Origin of the sequence: Devosia litorisediminis (assembly GCF_018334155.1) — a bacterium.
Taxonomy (GTDB): domain Bacteria; phylum Pseudomonadota; class Alphaproteobacteria; order Rhizobiales; family Devosiaceae; genus Devosia; species Devosia litorisediminis.
Genome location: NZ_JAGXTP010000004.1, coordinates 134,876 through 155,221 on the forward strand (window position 1 = coordinate 134,876; position 20,346 = coordinate 155,221).

The 20,346-nt window shown below is 62.3% G+C and carries 24 protein-coding genes and 1 pseudogene; 17 read left to right on the forward strand and 8 right to left on the reverse strand.

The window, feature by feature from the left end; all coding sequences use genetic code 11:
• The first annotated feature begins 60 nt into the window (after positions 1–60).
• Complete coding sequence (locus KD146_RS17980) at positions 61–1,086, forward strand: DUF2793 domain-containing protein (RefSeq protein ID WP_212660227.1); 1,026 nt, start codon at positions 61–63, stop codon at positions 1,084–1,086.
• On the opposite strand, the gene KD146_RS18420 is transcribed toward KD146_RS17980, so the two are convergent.
• Positions 1,076–1,657, reverse strand: a complete 582-nt coding sequence (locus tag KD146_RS18420; protein ID WP_212660228.1) for a TetR/AcrR family transcriptional regulator — start codon at positions 1,655–1,657, stop codon at positions 1,076–1,078. The genes KD146_RS17980 and KD146_RS18420 overlap by 11 nt on opposite strands.
• 188 nt (positions 1,658–1,845) lie before the next feature.
• Between KD146_RS18420 and KD146_RS17990 the strand changes: the two genes are divergently transcribed.
• Positions 1,846–2,973 (forward strand): Gfo/Idh/MocA family protein, encoded by a 1,128-nt coding sequence (locus KD146_RS17990; protein ID WP_212660229.1) that lies wholly within the window; start codon positions 1,846–1,848, stop codon positions 2,971–2,973.
• A gap of 75 nt (positions 2,974–3,048) precedes the next feature.
• Positions 3,049–3,855 carry a glycosyltransferase gene (locus tag KD146_RS17995; protein WP_212660230.1) on the forward strand — a complete coding sequence of 269 codons (807 nt, stop codon included), beginning with the start codon at positions 3,049–3,051 and terminating at the stop codon, positions 3,853–3,855.
• Between the two features lie 3 nt (positions 3,856–3,858).
• Here the strand turns inward: KD146_RS17995 and KD146_RS18000 are convergent, their stop codons facing one another.
• Entirely contained in the window at positions 3,859–4,737 is an 879-nt protein-coding gene (locus KD146_RS18000) for a glycosyltransferase family 8 protein (protein ID WP_212660231.1), read from the reverse strand.
• 83 nt (positions 4,738–4,820) lie between these two features.
• Positions 4,821–5,423, reverse strand: a complete 603-nt coding sequence (locus tag KD146_RS18005) for a hypothetical protein (protein ID WP_212660232.1) — start codon at positions 5,421–5,423, stop codon at positions 4,821–4,823.
• 114 nt (positions 5,424–5,537) lie between these two features.
• Here KD146_RS18005 and KD146_RS18010 point away from each other — a divergent pair, with 114 nt between their 5' ends.
• The 4 genes from KD146_RS18010 to KD146_RS18025 all read left to right on the forward strand — a co-directional run bounded on the left by KD146_RS18010 (position 5,538) and on the right by KD146_RS18025 (position 8,770).
• A complete protein-coding gene (locus KD146_RS18010) occupies positions 5,538–5,996 on the forward strand; it encodes an RrF2 family transcriptional regulator (RefSeq protein ID WP_212660233.1) in 459 nt (152 codons plus the stop codon).
• Positions 5,986–6,879: an NAD(P)/FAD-dependent oxidoreductase gene (locus KD146_RS18015; RefSeq protein ID WP_212660234.1), complete on the forward strand. Its 894-nt coding sequence runs from the start codon at positions 5,986–5,988 to the stop codon at positions 6,877–6,879. The genes KD146_RS18010 and KD146_RS18015 overlap by 11 nt, the downstream gene beginning before the upstream one ends.
• 83 nt (positions 6,880–6,962) lie before the next feature.
• Entirely contained in the window at positions 6,963–7,943 is a 981-nt protein-coding gene (mbfA, locus tag KD146_RS18020; RefSeq protein WP_212660235.1) for an iron exporter MbfA, read from the forward strand.
• A complete protein-coding gene (locus tag KD146_RS18025; RefSeq protein ID WP_212660236.1) occupies positions 7,940–8,770 on the forward strand; it encodes an alpha/beta fold hydrolase in 831 nt (276 codons plus the stop codon). Before mbfA ends, KD146_RS18025 begins: the two co-directional genes overlap by 4 nt.
• On the opposite strand, the gene KD146_RS18030 is transcribed toward KD146_RS18025, so the two are convergent.
• On the reverse strand, positions 8,748–9,260 hold the full coding sequence (locus KD146_RS18030; RefSeq protein WP_212660237.1) for a DUF2306 domain-containing protein: 513 nt from the start codon (positions 9,258–9,260) through the stop codon (positions 8,748–8,750). The two genes, KD146_RS18025 and KD146_RS18030, sit on opposite strands and share 23 nt — an antisense overlap.
• An 88-nt stretch (positions 9,261–9,348) precedes the next feature.
• Between KD146_RS18030 and KD146_RS18540 the strand changes: the two genes are divergently transcribed.
• Positions 9,349–10,125, forward strand: a complete 777-nt coding sequence (locus KD146_RS18540) for a LytTR family DNA-binding domain-containing protein (protein WP_212660238.1) — start codon at positions 9,349–9,351, stop codon at positions 10,123–10,125.
• Here KD146_RS18540 and KD146_RS18040 read toward each other — a convergent pair.
• Positions 10,122–11,048, reverse strand: coding sequence for a LysR family transcriptional regulator (locus tag KD146_RS18040; RefSeq protein WP_212660239.1), 927 nt, complete (start codon positions 11,046–11,048; stop codon positions 10,122–10,124). The two genes, KD146_RS18540 and KD146_RS18040, sit on opposite strands and share 4 nt — an antisense overlap.
• 167 nt (positions 11,049–11,215) lie before the next feature.
• Between KD146_RS18040 and lnt the strand changes: the two genes are divergently transcribed.
• The 8 genes and pseudogenes from lnt (at position 11,216) to KD146_RS18080 (ending at position 18,340) form a co-directional block, all read left to right on the forward strand.
• A complete protein-coding gene (gene lnt, locus KD146_RS18045; RefSeq protein WP_212660240.1) occupies positions 11,216–12,826 on the forward strand; it encodes an apolipoprotein N-acyltransferase in 1,611 nt (536 codons plus the stop codon).
• An 80-nt stretch (positions 12,827–12,906) separates the two neighbouring features.
• Positions 12,907–13,524, forward strand: coding sequence for a ribonuclease D (locus KD146_RS18050; protein WP_212660241.1), 618 nt, complete (start codon positions 12,907–12,909; stop codon positions 13,522–13,524).
• The gene (locus KD146_RS18055; protein WP_212660242.1) at positions 13,524–14,177 is read left to right on the forward strand and encodes an LPS export ABC transporter periplasmic protein LptC; all 654 of its coding nucleotides are present in this window, start codon (positions 13,524–13,526) and stop codon (positions 14,175–14,177) included. The genes KD146_RS18050 and KD146_RS18055 overlap by 1 nt, the downstream gene beginning before the upstream one ends.
• Positions 14,174–14,626: an LptA/OstA family protein gene (locus KD146_RS18060; RefSeq protein WP_212660243.1), complete on the forward strand. Its 453-nt coding sequence runs from the start codon at positions 14,174–14,176 to the stop codon at positions 14,624–14,626. The genes KD146_RS18055 and KD146_RS18060 overlap by 4 nt, the downstream gene beginning before the upstream one ends.
• Positions 14,627–14,649: 23 nt before the next feature.
• A pseudogene (gene lptB, locus KD146_RS18065) lies at positions 14,650–15,381 on the forward strand (LPS export ABC transporter ATP-binding protein); the annotation flags it as partial.
• Positions 15,382–15,510: 129 nt separating this feature from the next.
• Positions 15,511–17,022, forward strand: coding sequence for an RNA polymerase factor sigma-54 (gene rpoN, locus KD146_RS18070; protein WP_212660245.1), 1,512 nt, complete (start codon positions 15,511–15,513; stop codon positions 17,020–17,022).
• Between the two features lie 233 nt (positions 17,023–17,255).
• Positions 17,256–17,825 carry a ribosome hibernation promotion factor gene (locus KD146_RS18075; protein WP_212660246.1) on the forward strand — a complete coding sequence of 190 codons (570 nt, stop codon included), beginning with the start codon at positions 17,256–17,258 and terminating at the stop codon, positions 17,823–17,825.
• A 47-nt stretch (positions 17,826–17,872) separates the two neighbouring features.
• Entirely contained in the window at positions 17,873–18,340 is a 468-nt protein-coding gene (locus tag KD146_RS18080; RefSeq protein ID WP_212660247.1) for a PTS sugar transporter subunit IIA, read from the forward strand.
• A 78-nt stretch (positions 18,341–18,418) separates the two neighbouring features.
• Here KD146_RS18080 and KD146_RS18085 read toward each other — a convergent pair whose 3' ends face one another.
• Positions 18,419–18,706 (reverse strand): DUF1150 family protein, encoded by a 288-nt coding sequence (locus KD146_RS18085; protein WP_212660248.1) that lies wholly within the window; start codon positions 18,704–18,706, stop codon positions 18,419–18,421.
• A 16-nt stretch (positions 18,707–18,722) separates the two neighbouring features.
• Positions 18,723–19,142 carry an Hsp20 family protein gene (locus tag KD146_RS18090; protein WP_212660249.1) on the reverse strand — a complete coding sequence of 140 codons (420 nt, stop codon included), beginning with the start codon at positions 19,140–19,142 and terminating at the stop codon, positions 18,723–18,725.
• A 120-nt stretch (positions 19,143–19,262) separates the two neighbouring features.
• On the opposite strand from KD146_RS18090, the gene KD146_RS18095 reads away from it, so the two are divergent.
• Positions 19,263–20,096 carry a glycosyltransferase family 2 protein gene (locus tag KD146_RS18095; RefSeq protein ID WP_212660250.1) on the forward strand — a complete coding sequence of 278 codons (834 nt, stop codon included), beginning with the start codon at positions 19,263–19,265 and terminating at the stop codon, positions 20,094–20,096.
• Between the two features lie 56 nt (positions 20,097–20,152).
• Here the strand turns inward: KD146_RS18095 and KD146_RS18100 are convergent.
• The coding region (locus KD146_RS18100; protein WP_212660251.1) for a hypothetical protein at positions 20,153–20,346 on the reverse strand (194 nt) is incomplete at its 5' end.

Sequence of the window (20,346 nt, forward strand, 5' to 3'; positions counted from 1 at the left end):
TTCCGCTTATCCCCGCCTGCCAACCCTGCTCCTAGAATTGTCTCCCAAAGGAGATCGTTCATGGATCAGAACCCGCGACTGTCATTGCCCTTCATCATGCCGGGGCAGGCGCAAAAGCATATCACCCACAACCAGGCGCTGCAGGCGCTCGATGCGCTGGTGCAGCTTGCCGTGCAGACCCGCACGCTGACCGAGCCACCCATCTTCCCGATTGAAGGCGAAACCTGTCTGGTGCCCGCTGGTGCCAGCGGCGTCTGGGCCGGTCACACCGACGAGATCGCCAGCTTCCAGGCCGGCGCCTGGCTGTTTCTTGATCCAGCCCCCGGCTGGCAGCTCTACTGCACCGCCGATCAGACCCAATTGGTGTTTGATGCCGGCGCCTGGGTGCCTCTGGCCTCGCTCGGCAGCGCCCTGCCACGGCTGGGGATCAATACCAGCGCCGATGCCACCAACCGGCTGGCGCTTGCCTCTGAGGCCAGCCTTTTTACCCATGCCGGCAATGGCCACCAGATCAAGCTCAACAAGGCCACGCCCGGCGATACCGCCAGCCTGCTGTTCCAGACCAACTGGTCCGGCCGCGCTGAAATGGGGCTGGCTGGGGATGACAATTGGCAGCTCAAGCTGAGCGCCGATGGCGCCAGCTGGATCAGTGCGCTCAGCCTCGAGCCGGAAACCGGCATCACCCGGTTTGCCGGCTCGGTCCGGCCCGCAACCGACAATGCCATTACCCTGGGCGCATCGGGTGCGCGCTGGTCCGCCATCTGGTCGGCCACGGGCACCATCCAGACCTCCGATGCACGGCACAAGACCGACATCGCCCCTAGCGATCTTGGACTTGATTTCGTACTGGCGCTCAGCCCGGTCAGATACCGCTATCGCGGCGGCGGGGAGGGTACGCATTACGGGCTCTTGGCCCAGGATGTGCAGCGTGTGCTGGACGGGCGCGATTTTGCCGGCCATGTGCTGGCTGACCCGGCCGATCCGCATAGCGAACAGGCGCTGCGCTATGATGCCTTTATCGCCCCGCTGATCGCAGCCATCCAGCAACTGGCGACGCGCGTTCAGGCGCTTGAGGCTACACCTTGAGGCCGCGGATCAGCGCCTTGATGGCCTTGCGATAATCACTGAGCTGGTCCGGGCCTGCCTCGGCGGCCCGGTCAAACAGCGCGTGGAGCAGATGCGCCAATGGTTCTGCCGGCAGGGTGCGGATCGCCTTGGCGTCCATTGCCGTGCGCACCCGGGCGATCAGGGGGCCGATGCCGTGGCTGGCCACCAGAGCATCAAGCCGCGCCCGCCCCAGTACGGCCGGGGCATCCACCAGCAGGATCTGGCGCCGTCCGGGGTCCTGCATGGCATCTAGGAACGCATCACCGCCCGCCACCAGAGCCTTGACGGGTCCCGGCTCGTCATCACCGGCCGTGGCGGCGTTGACCGCCATGGTCACCAGCATCTGTTCCTGCGTTGCAACCGCCTCGAACAGCGCCAGCTTGTCGGCAAAGTGGTGATAGAGCGCCCCGCGGGTAACCCCCGCAAGCGCCGCGATTTCTGGCGTACTGGTTCCGGCATAGCCTTTTTGGGCAAAAAGTCCCCGCGCTGCCGTCACCAGGGCAAGTTGGGTATCCGCGCGGCGATCAGCCTGAGATTTGCGTATCAACATACAGTCCGCCGGTATGTCTGGGTCAACTGGCGTACAACGTGTATATTAGTTCGGCTGCGGCGGCGAGCCTGTTGATTCACCGTGCGGGGACGCTGCGGATCGCACCCAAAAATAAAGCCGCCCGCATACTGGCGACTCTGCCGCCCTCCCGCTAGTTTGATGTACGTACGTCTGGGAGGAATGCACGCATGAGCGGCAAGCGCTTGGGTATCGGTTTCATCGGTACAGGCAATATTTCATCGGCCTATTTGCGGGCTATCACCGGTCACGAAGCCATGGCGGGCTTCCCTGTCCTCGATATCAAGGGTCTGGCTGATATGCGCCCCGAGGCGGCCCAGGCTCGTGCCGCCGAATTTGGCCTGCCATCGATGTCGATTGACGCCATGCTGGCCGACCCTGAGGTGCAACTGATCGTCAATCTGACCATCCCGCGCGCCCATGTCGAAGTTGGGCTCAAATGCCTGGCTGCCGGCAAGCATGTCTATTCCGAAAAGCCGCTCGGCATCACCTATGGCGAAGGCCGCACCCTGCTCGATGCTGCCAACAAGGCAGGCCTGCGCATCGGCTCGGCACCCGACACCTTTCTGGGTGGCGCGCATCAGCAGGCGCGCAGCGTCGTCGATAGCGGCGCGCTGGGTCAGCTGATCGGCGGCACCGCTTTCTTCCAGTGCCCCGGCCACGAAAGCTGGCATCCTGATCCAGCCTTCTACTACGATATTGGCGGCGGTCCCGTCCTGGATATGGGCCCCTATTACATCACTGATCTGGTCAATCTGCTGGGCCCGGTCGCCCGGGTTTCGGCCATGAGCTCGCGTCTGCGCGCCGAGCGCATGGTCACTTCCGAGCCCAAAAAGGGTCAGGTCATGCCCGTCAATGTCGACACCCACGTGACCGGTTCGCTCGGTTTCGCCAATGGCGCCATCGTGCAGGTCGGGCTCAGCTTTGACGTGGCCGCGCACAAGCATGTGCCACTTGAACTCTATGGCACCGAGGCCAGCTTGATCGTGCCCGATCCTAATTTCTTTGGTGGCGATGTCGAATTGCGCAAGCGCGGGCGTGACCAGACCTGGACGCCAATTCCGGTCACCGAGCCATTCGCCGATGGCAATTATCGCTCGCTGGGCGTGGCCGACATGGCCCATGGCATTCTCAACAACCGGCCGCATCGCGCCAATGGCGATCTGGCGTTGCACGTGCTCGAGGTCATGGAAGCCTTCGCCACTGCCGCGCGCGATGGCCGCACCATCGATATCAAGACACCTGTCGAGCGCCCCGAACCGCTCGCCACCTCGCTGCACAATGGCACATTGAGCTAACGGGCCGCCGCCGGGGTGACAGGACAGACCGCGCCGGGTTAAGCACGGCCAACTCAATCGTCACCCCGGAAGCCCATGACCAGCCAATTGCCCACCATTGTCAGCTTCTGGCATGGCCCGATGAGTTGGCTCGAAGAGCTTTCGATTGCCTCTTTCCGTCGTCAGGGCCATCCGGTCGAAGTCTATTCCTTTGATCCCATCGATGGCCTGCCAGCCGGCGCGATTGCCCGCGACGCGGCGGAGGTGCTGCCGCGCGACAAGCTGGTGTTCTATAAGGGCAAGGGCACACCGGGTGTTTTTTCAGACTATTTCCGCATGGCGGTGCTCCGGCAGGGACGGGGCATTTATGCCGATCTGGACGTCTATTGCGTCCGACCCATCCAGGGCCCGCCTGACTATCTGATGGCCTATGAGCGGCCCGGCTCGATCAATGGTGCCGTGCTGCACATTCCGGCCGATGCGCCTCTGCTCGATGATCTGATCTCGATCTTCACCGACACCGAGCGGCCCCTGCTCGAGCCGCATCTGCCGCTGTTTCGTCGGCTCGAAGTCGCTGGCCGTCGCCTGCTCGGCGAAAAGATCGCGCCCGAGGACATGCAATATGGCGCCACCGGCCCCATGGCGCTGACCCACTATATGCGCCAGCGCGGACTGGAGCATCTGGTGCGCCCGGCCAGCGCGCTCTACCCCATACCCTATGAGGGCATACCGGCACTGATGCTGCCCGGCTCCTCGATTGATCCCGCTATTAGCGAGGACACGCTGGCCGTCCATCTCTGGCGCAGCCAGCTCACGCGGCGCGGCCGGGCCGACATGCCACTGCCCGAGCGCGGCAGTGCGCTGTGTACCCTGTGCCAGCGTGAGGGCGTTGTGCCGCGCTAGCTGCTATTTGAGCCGCAACAGCTTTTTCCACCAGCGTGCCCAGCGATGGCGGGCAAAGCGATAGAACAGCGCATTGGTCATCACGTGGCGATACCAGCGCGCATAGGCGCTGGTCCTCAATATGCCTGAGAGAATCCCCCACGGCTTGTTGACCCCGGTATAGTGCAGAATGGCCGGGTTCATACCCTCATGGGCGACATGGGCATCAATCGTGTTCCAGCGCCAGGGCAGGGGCAGCCAGCGGTCCTTGAAGATCAGATTGAGCATGTCCTGATCATAATACAGCCGGCTCATGATGCCGCGCGCGGCGATGGCCCTGACCTCGGCGCGTATGTCGATGGCCCGCCAGGCGGTCAGATCGATCAGCAGCATGCCTGAGTTGAAATAGGGATCGGCGGTTTCAAACAGATCGCGGTTCTGCTTCATGTCGCGTTTGCCCACGATGAAGGGATGGATGGAATCGCGCACCGCGGCCAGCGGGTAGCCCGCCATATCCATCCCGAACAGGTCTTCGATCGGGTCGCGCACCATCATGTCGCAATCGAGATAGATCACGCGCGTGACATCGGCCGGCAGCAGGCTGCCAACCAGCAGGCGCCCATAAACCACCTTTGGCCACTGCGTGCTGCTGGGCAGATCGGCTACGAATTCCGTAAACTCGGCATCCTCCGCCAGATTGTACCAGCGCAGGCTGGCCCCAAACTCGGTTTCGATTTCCTTGAGATCGTGCACATGCGGTGCGCTCAGCGGCAGATGCAGCAGGTGAAACACCAGATCCTTGCGGCGATGCGTCGCCACGCAGGCCGAGCGCATCAGCGCATAGGCCGGCGCCCAGAAATTGTCATCAAAGGTCAGCGCTATATGGATCGGCGTGCTGGTCAAATCGTCTCTCCCCGGCGCAATCGGCGGGGACAATGTCGTCTGCGCTGCAAACCGTCAACCGCCCGGCCACTGCAGGCGCTTCCCTACCAGCGCAGCGTCAGCGCTGCAGCCGTGGCGGGGTTGAAATGCAATGTCACCTCGGTGTCCTGGTCGGGGTCGTGCACCCCCTCGCGCGACTGCCGCTGCAACAGCGTGATCGTCCCGGCCTCGGCATCGGCGCCCAAATAGCGGTAGTCGAAGCAATCAATTGTTGTATCGGCGGCGGTGGCGCCGATCTCGGCCTTCAGGTCGTGCAGCGCGCGGCCGCCGATTATGCTGCCATCAGCCCGCTTGATGGCGCGAATAGTGGGCAGCCAGTCCACACCGGTCTCGCAGATCATACGCCCGTCCTCAACGCGGCCGGTATCAATAAAGGCGATCTCGACAGCTTCGCTCCAGGCATTGCTGATCTCGAACTGGGCGCCATCCGCATTCACATCAAGGTAGATATCGGACCAGGCGCAGCTATCGGCTTGCTGCACATAGCACCAGCGCTCGCTGGCCTGCATCAACACCACCAGATCAGCAGTCCGCACCGGCTTGCCGGACTTCTGCAGATCGATAATTGCCTGCGTCGCAGTGTCAAAAGCAAAGGCGGCCGGGCTCAGCATCGCGCTCAGCGCCAGACCCACAAACAAACGCTTCATGCATCCTCTCCCAGTGTCAGCATGATCCGAGCATAACACCCCGCTGCCGCCACGAAAACGCCGGCCCTGCCAACAGGGTTGACAGGCCGATTGTATTGTAACAATAAAAGTTACATGAAACGATCAAGCCGCCTGTCACTCGCCCTGCATGCTCTGGTGCATCTCTATCACCAGCCCGATACGGCCATGACCTCAGCCACGCTGGCGCAATGCCTGATGACCAACCCGGTCGTTGTGCGCCGGGTGCTGGGTGAACTGCGTGAGGCTGGCATTGTCAGCGCCGCCAAGGGCCGTGAGGGCGGCTGGCGTCTGGCGCAGCCTGCAGACCAGATCAGCCTGCAGTCCATTCATGCCGCCATGGGCGAAAGCCTGCTGATCCGCACCCAGAGTGATCCCGGCGATGAGCACTGCGCCATTGTCCGCGCTGTTGACGGTGTCATGGGCGAGTTTATCGCCGATGCCGAAGCCCTGTTGGCAGCGCGCCTGGAGCGTGTCTCGCTGGACGATATCGCCCGCCAGGCGGGTCCCTATCCCCTTCATCCGCCCCACGGAGAAAACGCTCATGCACAATGATGTCCTGATCGTCGGCGGCAGTTTTGCCGGCCTTGCCGCCGCACTGCAGCTTGGACGCGCGCGCCGCAAGGTCACGGTTCTCGATACCGGTCTGCCGCGCAATCGCTACGCCGCCCATTCCCATGGCGTGCTGGGCCATGACCACAAATCCCCCGCCGAAATTCTTGGTGCCGCCCGCGAACAACTGGCTCGCTATCCCACCATCGAGCTGATCAATGCGCGCGCGACCAATGCCAGCGGCACCCTTGATGATTTCGCCGTCACCACGCAAGGCGGCCAGATCCATTATGCTCGCCGGCTGCTGCTCAGCTATGGCGTGGTCGACAAGTTCCCCGCCATGCCTGGCTTTGCCGATTGCTGGGGCAAGTCGGTGCTCCCATGCCCATATTGCGACGGGTTTGAGGTGGCTGGTCAGCATTGGGGCTTGCTCTATTCCGGCCCGCATTCGCTGCACATGGTGCAGCTTTATGGCGACTGGACCGATAGGATCACCCTGTTCGCTGACGGCCACGCCATCGACGCACAAGCCCGTGCTGATCTCAAGCGTCGCCATGTCAGTCTGGTCGAAGGCAAGGTGACAGGTTTGCACCACGATAACGGCCAGATCGCCGCTGTTCGGGTGGACGATACCCGCGATGTAGCGGTCGATGTGCTGTTCGCGCATCCCCACAATGCGCCAGCGGGGGACCTGCATACCGCCCTTGGCCTTGAACTTGAGGATGTCGGGCTGGGCGTGGCCCTTAAGGTCGACGATACGCGCCAGACCAGCCTCCAGGGTGTCTATGCGGCAGGCGATCTCGCCAATCCAATGGCCAGCGTCACCCTCGCCACCGCCCACGGTGCCATGGCCGGCATCTTCGCGCAGCGCTCCATGCTCAGCTAACCGGAACAGGGGCGTGCAACGACCTTGCGCAGACGACAGAATAGCTCTAGCTTGTTTAGAATCATTCTAATGAACAGAGCGTCATGTTCTCCATCCTGCCTGATAATCGCCGCCCCTTTTCCGAGCTTTCCGAGCGCGAAATTCTCTCCCTGGCGGTCTCCGCCGAGGAGGAAGACAGCCGCATCTATACCGAGTTTGCCACCCGGCTTGCCGCGACCTATCCCGGCTCGGCCTCCCTGTTTCAGGGCATGGCGGCCGAAGAAAATGAGCATCGTCGGCAATTGCTTGATCTCTATGTCTCCCGTTTTGGGGATCATCTGGTGCCGATCCGCCGTGAACATGTCCGCGGCTTCCTGACCCGCAAGCCACTCTGGCTGATGAAGACCATGACGCTTGAAGCAGTCCGCCAGCAGATCTGGGAGATGGAAGAGAGCGCCTATCACTTCTATCTCGAAGCGGCCAAGCAGGCGACCGACGCCAATATCCGCAAACTGCTTGGCGATCTGGCCGAACAGGAGCGCAAGCATGCCCAGGCCGCCGACCGCATCGATGCCGATGTGCTCGGTGAGGGTGGGCGCGACACTGAAAAAAGTGAGGCCCACCGCCAGTTCGTGCTGACCTATGTGCAGCCGGGCCTGGCCGGTTTGATGGATGGCTCGGTCTCCACTCTGGCGCCTGTATTTGCCGCGGCCTTTGCCACGGGCGACACCCATCAGACCTTCCTTGTCGGTCTGGCTGCCGCCGTTGGTGCCGGCATTTCCATGGGCTTTACCGAAGCGGCCTCCGATGACGGCAAACTCACCGGCCGCGGCTCGCCCATCAAGCGCGGCTTTGCCGCCGGCATCATGACGGCCATTGGTGGTCTGGGGCATGCATTGCCCTATCTGATCCACGATTTCGCCATCGCCACCACCATCGCCATCATCGTCGTGCTGGTTGAACTCTGGGCCATTGCCTGGATCCAGAACCGCTATATGCAGACCCCGTTCTGGCGCGCTGTGCTGCAGGTGGTTTTCGGTGGTTCGCTGGTGTTTGCCGCGGGCATTGCCATCGGCATGGCATGACCACGCTCTTGCTGCAGCGCCATCACTATCGGGCCGCAGACGGGACGGCGTTGAGTTATCGCAGCGCGGGTCCCGCCAAGGGTAAGGCCATTGTGTTGTGTCATGGTCTGGCGGCGAGTGGCCGTCAGTTCGACGCTGACGCGGACCATTTTGCCAGGCAGGGCTATCGCGTTCTGGTGCCCGATTTGCGCGGCCATGGCCAATCTTGCGCCCCGACCACACGCCTTCCCGGTGACTTCGCCATCGCCACCATGGCCTATGATATGGCGGCCATGCTCGACCACGCCGGCATCGATCAGGTGCACTGGGTCGGCAATTCCCTTGGCGGTATTGTCGCGCTTGATCTGGTCGGGCGCCAGCCGCAACGGTTTGCCTCGCTCGCCCTGTTCGGCACCGCCTTTGCGCTCAAGCTGCCGCCCGGCCTCGGTGGCGTGTTTCCTGCGCTGTGTCGCGTGCTGGGCCGCAATCTGCTGGCGCGCGTCACCGCGGCCAATACCACCCGCCACACGCCGGCCAGACCGTTGATCGCCGACATGGCGCGGGCCTTTGATCCAAACGTGGGCGCGGCCATCACGGCCCATGTCCGGCGCTATGATCTGCACGACAATGCGCTGAACTATACCGGCCCGGTACTGGTGCTGGTTGGCGGCCGCGACACTGCCGTCAATCTGGCGCTGCGGCCTTCCCTGCAGCGGCACACCCCGCGACCCAGCTGGACCATTGTCGAGTTGCCCGAGGCGGGTCACTGCGCCAATCTTGATGCCAGTGAAGCCTGGCGTACGGCCTTGACGGGGTTCTGGAACGCTAGCGCTTTAACCGCAGCATAGGCGCTGCCCTGGGCCGTCCGTGCAGCCACAGATAGCCGGTCGTGGCCAAAGCCACCCCGATAACGATCAGCGATGGCGTCCAGCCGGCATCGGCGCCGAACAGCACGGCATGCATGCGTCGTCCCGGCAGAAAGGTGAAGGCGCCGGCCAAGAGCAACCCGCCGACATAGGTCCCCCGCATTGCCGCCCTGTGCGCCACCACATCCCGATTGACGATGATGGCCCACATGCCCTGAGCGATCCCCACATAGGTCGTGATCACAAACAGATGGATCGGACTGAACGGTCCGATCATCCGGATATCGTTGATGAACAGCGCGCTGGTCGCCACCACCAGCATCAGCACGACCCAGCTCCGCCCCAGCGCCTTGTGCAGTTTGGTGCCCTTGTCCCGCCACAGTACAAGGGCCCCGATCAGGAAGGCGGCAATGGCGGTACTGGCGTGGATCTGAACGGCGGGGCCGGCTTCAAGCAGGGGGGCGAGCGACATGGGAAATCCTCTTCGATGACTTGCCCTGTCTCCTGCGGCCGTTAGATTGGCGCGGCAACGGCGCCTGCCCCAATGGAGCTTTCAATACGTGAACGACGGCCCCCTGCATTTCACGCTGCGTAGAACGCAGGCCCATTTCAGCAATGGCCGGACCTGGCTCGGCATTGCGCTGGTAGGGGCGCTGATCGGTCTGGTTGGCCCGTTTAATACCTTTCAATATGTCTCGGTGCTGCCGCGTCTGCTCTATTGGTTCGCTATCGCTGCGGGCAGCTACGCCATCGGCTTTTGCTGCGCCATCTTCTTTGAGGCGTGGCTGGGTCGGGGGCCGCTGTGGCGCCATTTCCTGCTCACCGGCCTGTTGCCCGGCATCCCCATTGCGCTGTTTGTCATTGTCATCAACCTGCTCACCTTCGGCCCCACGGGCGGCGAGTTGATCGGTCTGGCGACGCTGCTGGTCTATTGCCCGCTCATAGCGCTGGGCATCACGGTGGCCTCCCATGTGCTCGGTGCCGGCGCAACCGCCCCCGCTGAGCCGGCTGAGCAAGCCGCGCCTCCTGCCTTGCTGGCGCGCCTGCCCCATGCCATGCGCGGCCGGCTGCTGCACCTGGCGGTGGCGGATCACTATGTCGATGTCACCACCGACAAGGGCCATGAACTGGTGCTGATGCGGCTCTCCGATGCCATCGCCGAAACCGCTCCCCAACCAGGCTTGCAGGTGCACCGCTCCCACTGGGTGGCGCTCAATGGGGTCAAGCGCGGGCTGCGCCAGTCCGGCAAGCCGATGCTGGAACTCGAAAATGGCACGCTGGTGCCAGTCAGTCGCAGCTATCTGCCCGCGGCCCGCGCCGCCGGCCTGTTGCCTTAACTCTTGGTTGTTTCGGCCAGCCGGTTTTCCACGATCATCCCGACATCGGCGCATTCGCGGGCGATCTCGGCCACGAAATCAGCAAGCATGACCCGCTCCAGCGCGGCGGTGGAACGCACTACCATGGCAGTGTCGCGATGCAGCGGCTCGAAATTGGTCGGCGCGATCTCCACCAGCCGCCCCGCAGCCACATCATCGGCAATGGCCGAGCTGACAAAAAACCCCAGTCCTTCGCCCTTGATCGCCAGCCGGCGCGCCGGCCCGGTGGGCAGTTCCACGCTGGTCTTGGCCAGCCTCACCAGAGCGGCCGCCGTTTCCGGTTCTGCCTGCCACCAGCGCAGCGATATCACCCGGGGCACCAACGCCAGCACCTCTTCAATGCTCGGCGTGGCCGGCAGGCGCGCGGCGATCTCGGGCGACACCACCAGCGGCACGCGCTCGCGCATCACCAATAGGGGCACCAGATCAACCACCAGCGGGTCGATATTGGGCCAGCACAATATGCCCATTTCCACGTCGCGCTCATGCAGCATGGCCGCGATCTGCGATTGGCGGCCTTCATTGACCACCACATCAACGCCTGGATATTTAGCCTGAAACCGCAGCAAGGGTTCGGTGATCAGCGGCGTTACCAGACTGCGCAGCGAGGCGATGGCGATCCGCCCGCGTTCAACCCGCCGCAGCGCCTCGCGCCCCTCTTGTGCCGTACCGATAATGCGCCGGGCATAGGGCAGAAAGGTCATGCCCTGATCGGTCAGCGTCACCGTGCGACCGCGCCGGAACAGGGTCACCCCCAACAGTCCCTCCAGCGCCCGCATCCGCATCGACGCCGTCGCCTGGGTAATGTTGAGGTGAGCCGCGGCGCGCGTGAAACTCTGTTCCCGCACAATTCGGTCAAAGGTTCTGAGCTGGTCGAGGTCCATCGGTCCGCCTTATCCCGGTGTCCACACAGTTCGATTATTCAAGCCTAGCATTGGCTTATCCAATGCGGAAGCCAAGCAGCCATGCGTCAGAATGACCGCTGCCTTGACGCTCTGGGCCGCACCAGCCAGCTTGGCCGCATGCGCCCTGATTCGCTGAGTAAACCGCAATGACCTGGCTCGCTGAAACCGCCATGTTGAGCCATGGCTGGCGGCGTTTTCTGCTGCTTTTGATCGCCGGCGCGCTGGCCGGCCTGTCCGTGCCGCCGCTGTTTGTGCTGCCCGCGCTGTTCATAGCCTTCCCCATCTGGATCTGGAGCCTGGATGGCGCCGAGACCACGCGGGGTTGGCGCCGCCTGTTTGGTCCGGCCTTTTCCATCGGCTTCGCCTTTGGCTGGGGTTATTTCATCGTTGCCTTCCATTGGCTGGGCGCCGCCTTTTTCGTCGACGGCGGCGTCATGCTGGCCATCATGCCGTTCGCCATCCTGGCGCTGGCCGCCATGATCGCCGTGTTCTGGGGCCTCGCCAGCGCCGCCGCGCATCTGCTGTGGTCCCATGGCCCCTGGCGTGTCGTCACCCTGGCAACATTCCTCACCATTGCCGAATGGGCGCGCGGCCATGTCCTGACCGGCTTCCCCTTTGATCTGCTCGGCTATGCGCTGACCCCCAATGACGAGATGATGCAGATCACCTCGGTCATCGGCATTTACGGGCTCACCCTGGTCGCCGCCCTGATCGCCATGACCCCCGCGCTGATCTGGCCCGCCGATGAGCGCAGCCTCAGCCGCCGCCTGCTGCCCTTCTTTATTGCCGTGGCCGTCATCGCCGGCCAACTCGGCTATGGGCACAATCGTCTGGCCAATACGGTCGTGACCGAACGCACCGATACCGCCATGCGGCTGGTGCAGCCGCTGGTCTATGAGCATGCCGACTGGAGCAATGCCGATCCTGTCGCGCTGATCGATCGCCTGCTGATGCTCTCGGACATGCGCATGGACCCCACCGATCAGGGACTGGCCGATATCGATCTTCTGGTCTGGCCCGAATCCAGCCTGCCGTTCTTCCTGTCCACCTATCCCGAGGCATTGGCCCGCATTGCCCGTCTGCTGCCCGAAGGCGCAACCCTGCTCGCTGGTGCGCCCCGTCAGCAATATGAGCCGGGCTCAACCTTGGCTTCGGCCCCGCCCTTCAATGCGATTCTGGCCATCGACACCAATGGCGAAGTCATCGCCAGCTATGACAAATCTCATCTGGTGCCGTTTGGCGAATTCCTGCCCTTTGGTCCCTTCTTTGCCCAGTTAGGCATTAAGCAGTTCGTGCCCGGCGCCGAGGGTTGGAGCCATGGCGATGCCCGCCGTCGCCTGATGAGCCTGCCCAACACGCCCAGCCTGTTGGCGCTGATCTGCTATGAGATCCTGTTCTCTGGCGATCTGGGCGACGCGGCCAATGCCCAGTTTCTCTTCAACATCACCAATGACGCCTGGTTCGATGCCTCCATCGGCCCGGCCCAGCATGCCCATCACGTCCGCGTGCGTGCCGTCGAAGAGGGCATGAGTTTGATCCGCGCGGCCAATTCCGGGCTGACCTTTGCCACCGACCCGCTCGGTCGTGTCACCGCCCAGCTCGCGCCACTGCAAATGGCCGCGCTTGATGTCAGCCCTTATGAGCGCCTGCCCGCCACACCCTTCGCCCAGTTGCGCTACTGGCCCCTGCTCGTCGCCCTGCTGCTCGGACTGGGCCTCTCGGTTCTGGTGCATCGCCGCCGCAAGCAGCCACTCTAGGCTGCGCGGTGGCCTGCCCAGCCTTTCCAATGCCTTGATGCTGTGGCATCAGGGATAGAACCTATTTTGCGAGACCTTTCATGGCTATCCGACTGCACCGTGGCGACCTGCCCAACCTGTCCAATTATGACGGGCGTGAAGTGGCCATCGACACCGAAACCATGGGCCTGAACCCCCATCGCGACCGCCTTTGCGTGGTCCAGCTGTCGCCCGGCGATGGCAGTGCCGATGTGGTCCAGATTCCCCAGAATGCCAGCGAAGCGCCCAATCTGGTCAAGCTGCTCGCCGACCCCAAGGTCACCAAGATCTTCCACTATGCGCGCTTTGATGTCGCCGCCTTGCGCAATCGTTTTGGCGTGGTCACCGGCCCCATCTATTGCACCAAGATCGCCTCCAAGCTGGTCCGCACCTATACTGATCGCCATGGACTCAAGGAGCTGGCGCGCGAACTGCTCAGCGTGGATCTGTCCAAGCAGCAGCAGAGCTCGGACTGGGGCACCGACAAGCTCAGCGAAGCCCAGCTCGAATATGCCGCTTCCGACGTGCTCTACCTGCACGATCTCAAGCGGCATCTGGATCGCATGCTGGCCCGCGAAAACCGTACCGAGATCGCTCAGGCCTGCTTTGAATTCCTCAAGACGCGCAGCGAACTTGATCTGCTCGGCTGGAGCGAAACCGACATCTTTGCGCATAGCTGATGGCGGCAGCGGCGATGAACCTGCAGGCCGACGCCGCTCAGCGCCAGGCCATCTACCGGCGCCTGGAAGCCCGCAATCGTATTGTGGCGATCCTGCGCGTCGGCGTGCCTGCTCTGGGCGTGTTGGTTCTGGTGTCGCTGCTCGGCCAGATCTATGTCTCGAGCCTGACCAGCCGCTTCGGCGTCGGGCGCATCGAAGTCACCCGTGACAGCGTCTCCATCGAGACCCCGGAATATTCCGGGGTGCTGGACAACGGCACCACCTATCGCGTCTGGGCGGAACAAGCACAGGCCTCGATTGATGCGACCGACCAGATCGCCTTGACGCAGGGCATCCTGTCCATGGTGCGCACCAATGGCGTGGAAACCCGCATCAATGCCCGTCACGCCATGCTCGATACCGGCGCCGAGACCGTGACCATTGTCGGACTCGCAGAAATTGCCGAATCCACCGGCACCACCGGCACCATTATTGATTCTGTTTTTGATTACGCCACCCAGACTCTGGTCGGGCGCGGCGCCGTCCATATCGATTATGCCGATGGTTCGACCCTGGATGGTGTGGGCATGACCTATGACGCCACCCAGGCGGTCTGGACATTCTCCAATGCGAACGTCACCCTGCCCTCTACGCCCGGATCCGACATACCATGATGCTGCGCACGTTCGCTTTCCTTGCCCTGGCCATGCTGGCCGGCCCGGCCTTTGCCCAGCAAAAGGTCAACATCACGGCTGACCTGTTCAGCATTGATGAGGCGACCAGCACCGCCGTGTTCACTGGCAATGTCGTGGTTGTTCACCCCACGGTGACCGTTTGGGCCCCCAAGGTTGTCGCCACCTACGGCGCGGGCGGCACCACCGACATCAAGACCTTCGAAGCCACCGGCGACGTCAAATTGGAAACCTCCGAACAGACCGCTACCGGCCAGCGCGCTGTCTTCACCCCCGGTGATCAATTGCTGCGCCTGACCGGCAACGTGATCGTGGTCAATGAGGGCGGTACCGTCAATTCCGATGAACTGGTGGTCAATCTGGCGACCAATGTCTCCACCTTTACCAGCGGCCAGAATGGCCGGGTCACCGGGATTTTTACCTCGCAATGACCGATCCGCAAACCAAGCCGCGTCTCGACCAGACCGGATGGCTGGTCGCCCACAGCCTCGCCAAGAGTTTTGGCAAGCGGGTCGTGGTGCGCGATGTGTCCATTGCCGTGCGGCGCGGCGAGGCCGTTGGCCTGCTCGGCCCCAATGGTGCAGGCAAGACCACGGTCTTCACCATGATCATGGGTCTGGTCAAACCCGATGCCGGCTCCATCCAGCTTGATGGCCGCGCCATCACGCACCTGCCGCTGTTTCAGCGCGGTCAGCTCGGGATTGGCTATCTGCCGCAGGAGCCCTCGATTTTTCGCGGCCTGACCGTCAGCGGCAATATTCTGGCCGTGCTGGAAAATCACGTCAGTGGCCGGGCAGCCCGCAAGGCGCGCCTGAATTCCCTCTTGGAGGAATTCTCCATTCAGCATCTGGCCAAGGCCAATGCGCTGGCGCTTTCAGGCGGCGAACGCCGTCGCGTTGAACTGGCGCGCGCTCTGGCGGCCGACCCCGCCTTCATGCTGCTCGATGAACCCTTTGCAGGTGTGGACCCCATTGCCGTGGCCGAGGTTAAAGGCCTTGTGCGCCAGCTCACGGAACGGGGCATTGGCGTGCTGATCACCGATCACGCCGTGCGCGAAACCCTGGGTCTGGTCGATCGCGCCTATGTCATCCACGGCGGCAAGGTGATGATCCAGGGTCGCCCCGATACCATCAGCGCCGATCCTGATGCACGCCGTGTCTATCTGGGCGAGAATTTCCAGATCTGACGTAACAGCGCCGTGATCTGACTTGGCACGGATTTTGCCGCCAACCTTGTTCGATGCGCGATTTTCAGGCATGGTCCGCGCTGGGAAGCGGCCGTTTTTGGTCGAATTTGCGCTAGAGGTCTAAGCTGAATGGCTCTTTCGCCGCGTCTTGAATTCCGTCAGGCCCAAAGCCTGACGCTGACGCCGCAACTGATGCAGTCCATCCGTCTGTTGCAGCTCAGCCATCTTGAGCTCAACAACTTCGTTGAGGATGAACTGCTGCGCAATCCGCTGCTCGAACGCGAGGACGGCGCCGAACCGGCCGACGCCGAGCCCGGCGAAGCCGTTGAACGCTCCACCGAAATCACCGCTTACGAAGACACCGTTGATCGCGGCGACCGCATTCAGGATGCCGATTCCATCGCTGATGGCTATGATACCGCCGTCGAGAATGTCTTCCCCGATCAGAGTGCCCAGGATCAGCTTAACCCCGCCAGTCGGCTTGATCGCAATGGCGCCAGCGAAAGCGGCGAAGCGCCCGACATCGATCAGTTCGTCGCCTCGCGCCCGGTGCTGAGCGAGCATCTCGAAGCCCAGTCCAATCTCATTCTGCGCACCGCTGCTGACCGGCTGATCGCGCGGCACCTGATCGATGGCCTCAATGAAGCGGGCTATCTCGCTATTGATCTCGATGCTCTGGCCGAACAGCTGGGCGCCGAAATGGGCGACATTGAAGCTGTGCTCGAGGCGCTGCAGGGTTGTGACCCGGTCGGCGTATTTGCGCGGTCCGTCCCCGAATGCCTGGCCATTCAGCTGCGCGAGCGGGACCGTCTTGATCCCATGATGCTCAAACTGCTCGATAATCTGGCCATGGTCACCGAGCATGACAAGATCGGCCTGATGCGCGCCATTGGCTGCGACCGCGAAGATCTGGCCGACATGCTGGCCGAATTGCGCAATCTGGATCCGCGCCCCGGCCTGGCCTTTGACAGCGGCCCGGTCGAGACCGTGGTGCCTGATGTATTTGTCCGACGTGGCCCCGATGGTGCCTGGCAGATCGAGCTCAACAGCGAGGTGCTGCCCCGCGTTCTGGTCAATCGCGTCTATTACGCCACGGTCACCAAGCAGACCCGGGCGCCAGCTGAAAAGAGCTTCCTCTCCGATTGTCTGGCCACGGCCAACTGGCTGACCAAAAGCCTCGATCAGCGCGCCCAGACCATTCTCAAGGTGTCAGCGGAAATCGTGCGCCAGCAGGATGGCTTTCTGACCCACGGCATCGCCCATCTCAAGCCCATGACGCTGCGCATGGTGGCCGAAGCCATCGACATGCACGAATCCACTGTCAGCCGGGTGACGGCCAACAAATACATCGCCACCCCGCGCGGCCTCTATGAAATGAAGTATTTCTTCACGACCGCGATCGCCTCGAGCGATGGTGGTGTCGATCATTCTGCCGAAACCGTACGCCATCGCATCAAGCAGCTCATCGATGCCGAACTGGTCACGGCCGTGCTCAGCGATGACACCATTGCCGACATGCTCAAGCAGGAGCAGGGCATCGATGTCGCCCGCCGTACGGTCGCCAAATACCGCGAGGGGATGAACATCCCGTCCTCGGTCATGCGGCGGCGTCAGAAGAAGAATGAGCAGCAAATGGCCTGAGGTACTGCGCCGGGCGAATTTGCTCGCGTAAGTTAAGGCTATTTTCGGGCGAAGTCCAAAACATAAACAAACCAGATCGGGGGTTTGCGCATTGCACCCGTGGCGCGCGCAGGTCTAGCATCATGGTGGTCGCATGCCCATATCAATGGGGTAGGCGGCAGGCGTGATCCCGAAAACCGGGAACGGCTTTCGGAGATCCTCGCGTCGCACAACGACAAGAAGGAAAAGAAGCCATGACCTTACGCGTTTCGGGAAAGAACATGGATGTCGGCGAAGCTCTCCGCGGTAAAGCCGAGGACCACTTCGACGCCGTCGTGGGCAAGTATTTCGACGGTGGCTATGACGGGCATCTAACCCTCACACCCGATGGTATCGGTTTCCGCGCCGATTGCGTGGTTCACCTTGATTCCGGCGCGACCCTGCAGGCCAGTGCCCAGGGCGGGGAACCCACGGCCGCCTATGAAGTCATGGCGCTCAATATCGAAAAGCGTCTGCGCCGCTACAACCGCAAGCTCAAGCAGCACCGCCGCGGCGTCAATGGCGGCGATCTGACCGCCCAATATACCGTCCTCGATTCGGGATCACAGTTTGATGAGCTCGATGCCGACTATGCGCCACCGGTGATTGCTGAGAGCACCAAGAGCCTGCGCCAGCTCAGCGTCGAAGAAGCTGTGATGGAACTGGACCTTACCGGTAGCCAAGTCGTGATGTTCCGCCATGCTGGACATGGTGGGCTGAATGTGGTCTACCGCCGCACCGATGGCAATATAGGCTGGATTGATCCGGCCTTGGGCGCGAATTAACCCGCGCCAGCGCCACATCTAGCGAAGTTGATCTCAAGGCGATTTGAATGGAATTGGCCGATATTCTGGCTGAGCGCGCCGTGCTGTTCTGCACGGACATAACAGCAAAAAGCCAGCTATTCGAAGTTCTTGCTGAACGTGCTGCTGAACTGACCGGGCACCCCAAGGCTGAACTCCTCGATGCCATCACTGGCCGCGAGGAACTTGGCTCGACTGGCCTGGGCAATGGCATCGCGATTCCGCATGGCAAGATTGCCGGCCTGAACGGCGTTACCGCGCTGTTTGCCCGGCTTGAACAGCCTATCGAGTTCGACGCTGTCGACGATCAACCGGTCGATCTGGTGATCATGTTGCTGGCCCCCACCGGGGCCGGCGCCGATCATCTCAAGGCCCTCTCGCGCGTGGCCCGTTTGCTGCGCACCGAGTCGGTGGTTGAGGATCTGCGCCGTCTCAGCGATCCGGACCGGCTGCATGCCGTGCTGACCGAACCACTGGCCACGCACTACGCCGCCTGATTGGCTGCCCATGAATCACAAAAGCCCTCCGGCGCGCAGTGCCGGAGGGCTTTTTCATGTCGTGCGAAAATTGGTGGGCTAGTGCAGCGTGGCCAGGCCCAGATTGGTTTCGCCAAGCCACTCGCTGACCGCATCGGCCGTGTCGGTCACCAGCAGCGGTGTGCCATCGGCGGACATCAAAAGCTGATATTCGGCTGACGCCTCGAACTCTGCGTCAGTAATCAGTGTGCCCAGCACGGCGCCAGTCACGGGTCGCAGATACGCAACCGCATCGCCGCCCAGCGCCGCGAACTGCGCGCGGGTCAGGTCCTTGAGCGGATGAATGACGTGATCTGCTACGGTCTCGTCGTTTCTTTTTTCATACATAGTGTCGGCCCTTTCCTCAGACTGAGCGAATTTCGATACGGCGGGCAACCTTGGTCGTCAGGGGGCGCTCGATAGCAATAACGAGCATACCATGCCCTAAAGTTGCATCCTTGACGATCATTCCGTCGGCCAGCAGGAACGAGCGCTGGAATTGCCGTGCGGCAATACCCCTGTGCAGGAACTCGCGTCCCGCCTCATCCTGCTGCTTGCCACGCACCACGATCTGGCTGTCTTCAGCCATCACGTCCAGCTCATGAGCGCCAAAACCGGCAACGGCTATGGACACCAGAAACTGCTCGGTGCCCTGGGCATCAACAGTGCGCTCGATATTATAGGGCGGATAGCCGTCGGCGGATTTGGCCAACCGATCGACACGCTCCTCAAAACTGTCAAAGCCGAGGAGAAATGGGGCGGAAAACACCGAAATACGCGACATACAAGCCGTCCTTGATCGTCAAGCAACGTACCAACGCGCGACCCGATTGCAGTGGCATCGCGCGTCTGCAAGAAATATGGGACCTGAGCGCGCCCCGTTCAAGGTCAAGGAATTCGTCTCATGTCCCAGACTGTGTCCGTCATCACGCCAGCCTATGAGGCCCACGCCACAATCGTGACCACCGTGGCCAGCGTGATCGGCCAGACCCACCCCGATTGGCAGCTCTGGATCATTGCCGATGACGGCGAAGACTATGCCGCCGTGCTGGCGGATGCCGGCATCCGCGATTCCCGGATCATGCACATAACCAGTGGTGGCTTGGGCCGTGGTGCCTCCAATGCGCGCAATGTGGCGCTTGAACAGATCAGCACACCCTATGCGGCCATTCTGGACGCCGATGACCGGCTCAAGCCGCAAAAGCTCGAGCTGGCGGTTGCCGCGCTGGCCGAGCACGCCATCGTCACCACTGCGCTCGATGTTATGGACGAGCAGTTCAACCATTTGCGGCTTGTCGGGCAGGGGCCCGATCGCACGCTGGACCCGGGCCAGCACAAATGGGTCAGCCTTTCCATGGATTCCATGCTGGTCTGGGATCGGCGCCGCGCCGACGGCCGCTATGATCCCACCATGAGCAACATGACCGATCTCGAATTCCTGTTGCAGCTCTATACCAGCGTGCCGCACTCCTACCATCTGGGCACCCCGCTGCACGACTACATCAAGCGCAGCGCATCCATGAGTAATGGTGCCAATGTGACCGCGGGTATGATGGCCTCCAAAGCCACCATTCTGCAGCGCCTGCGTGCCGGCGCCTATGGACTGCCAGCTGAAGATGCCGCCGGGCTGGAGAAATTTCTCGAGATTTCCCTGGCCGCAGAGCCGCTTTATCCGCCCGCTCTGGCCCACCAGCCCGGCCTGCTGTTCGAGGATCACCTCGAGCCCCGGCTGCGCTGAGGACAGCAAAAGGCCGACCCCCGAGGGAGCCGGCCAGCATTTGGTCTACGCTGATCTTAGAGTGCGTAGAGGGTCAGGCTGTTCTCTTCGCCGCTGACACCGACGATCTGGTCCAGCGTGTAACCCTGACGCTCAATGGTCTCCATCAGCCACTTGTTGTTCTGCACGCGTGCCTTTACGGCGGCTGGGTCATTGTTGAAGGCCAGCGAGTGGGCTTCATTCTCATTGACCTTGAGCACGGTTGCGCTCG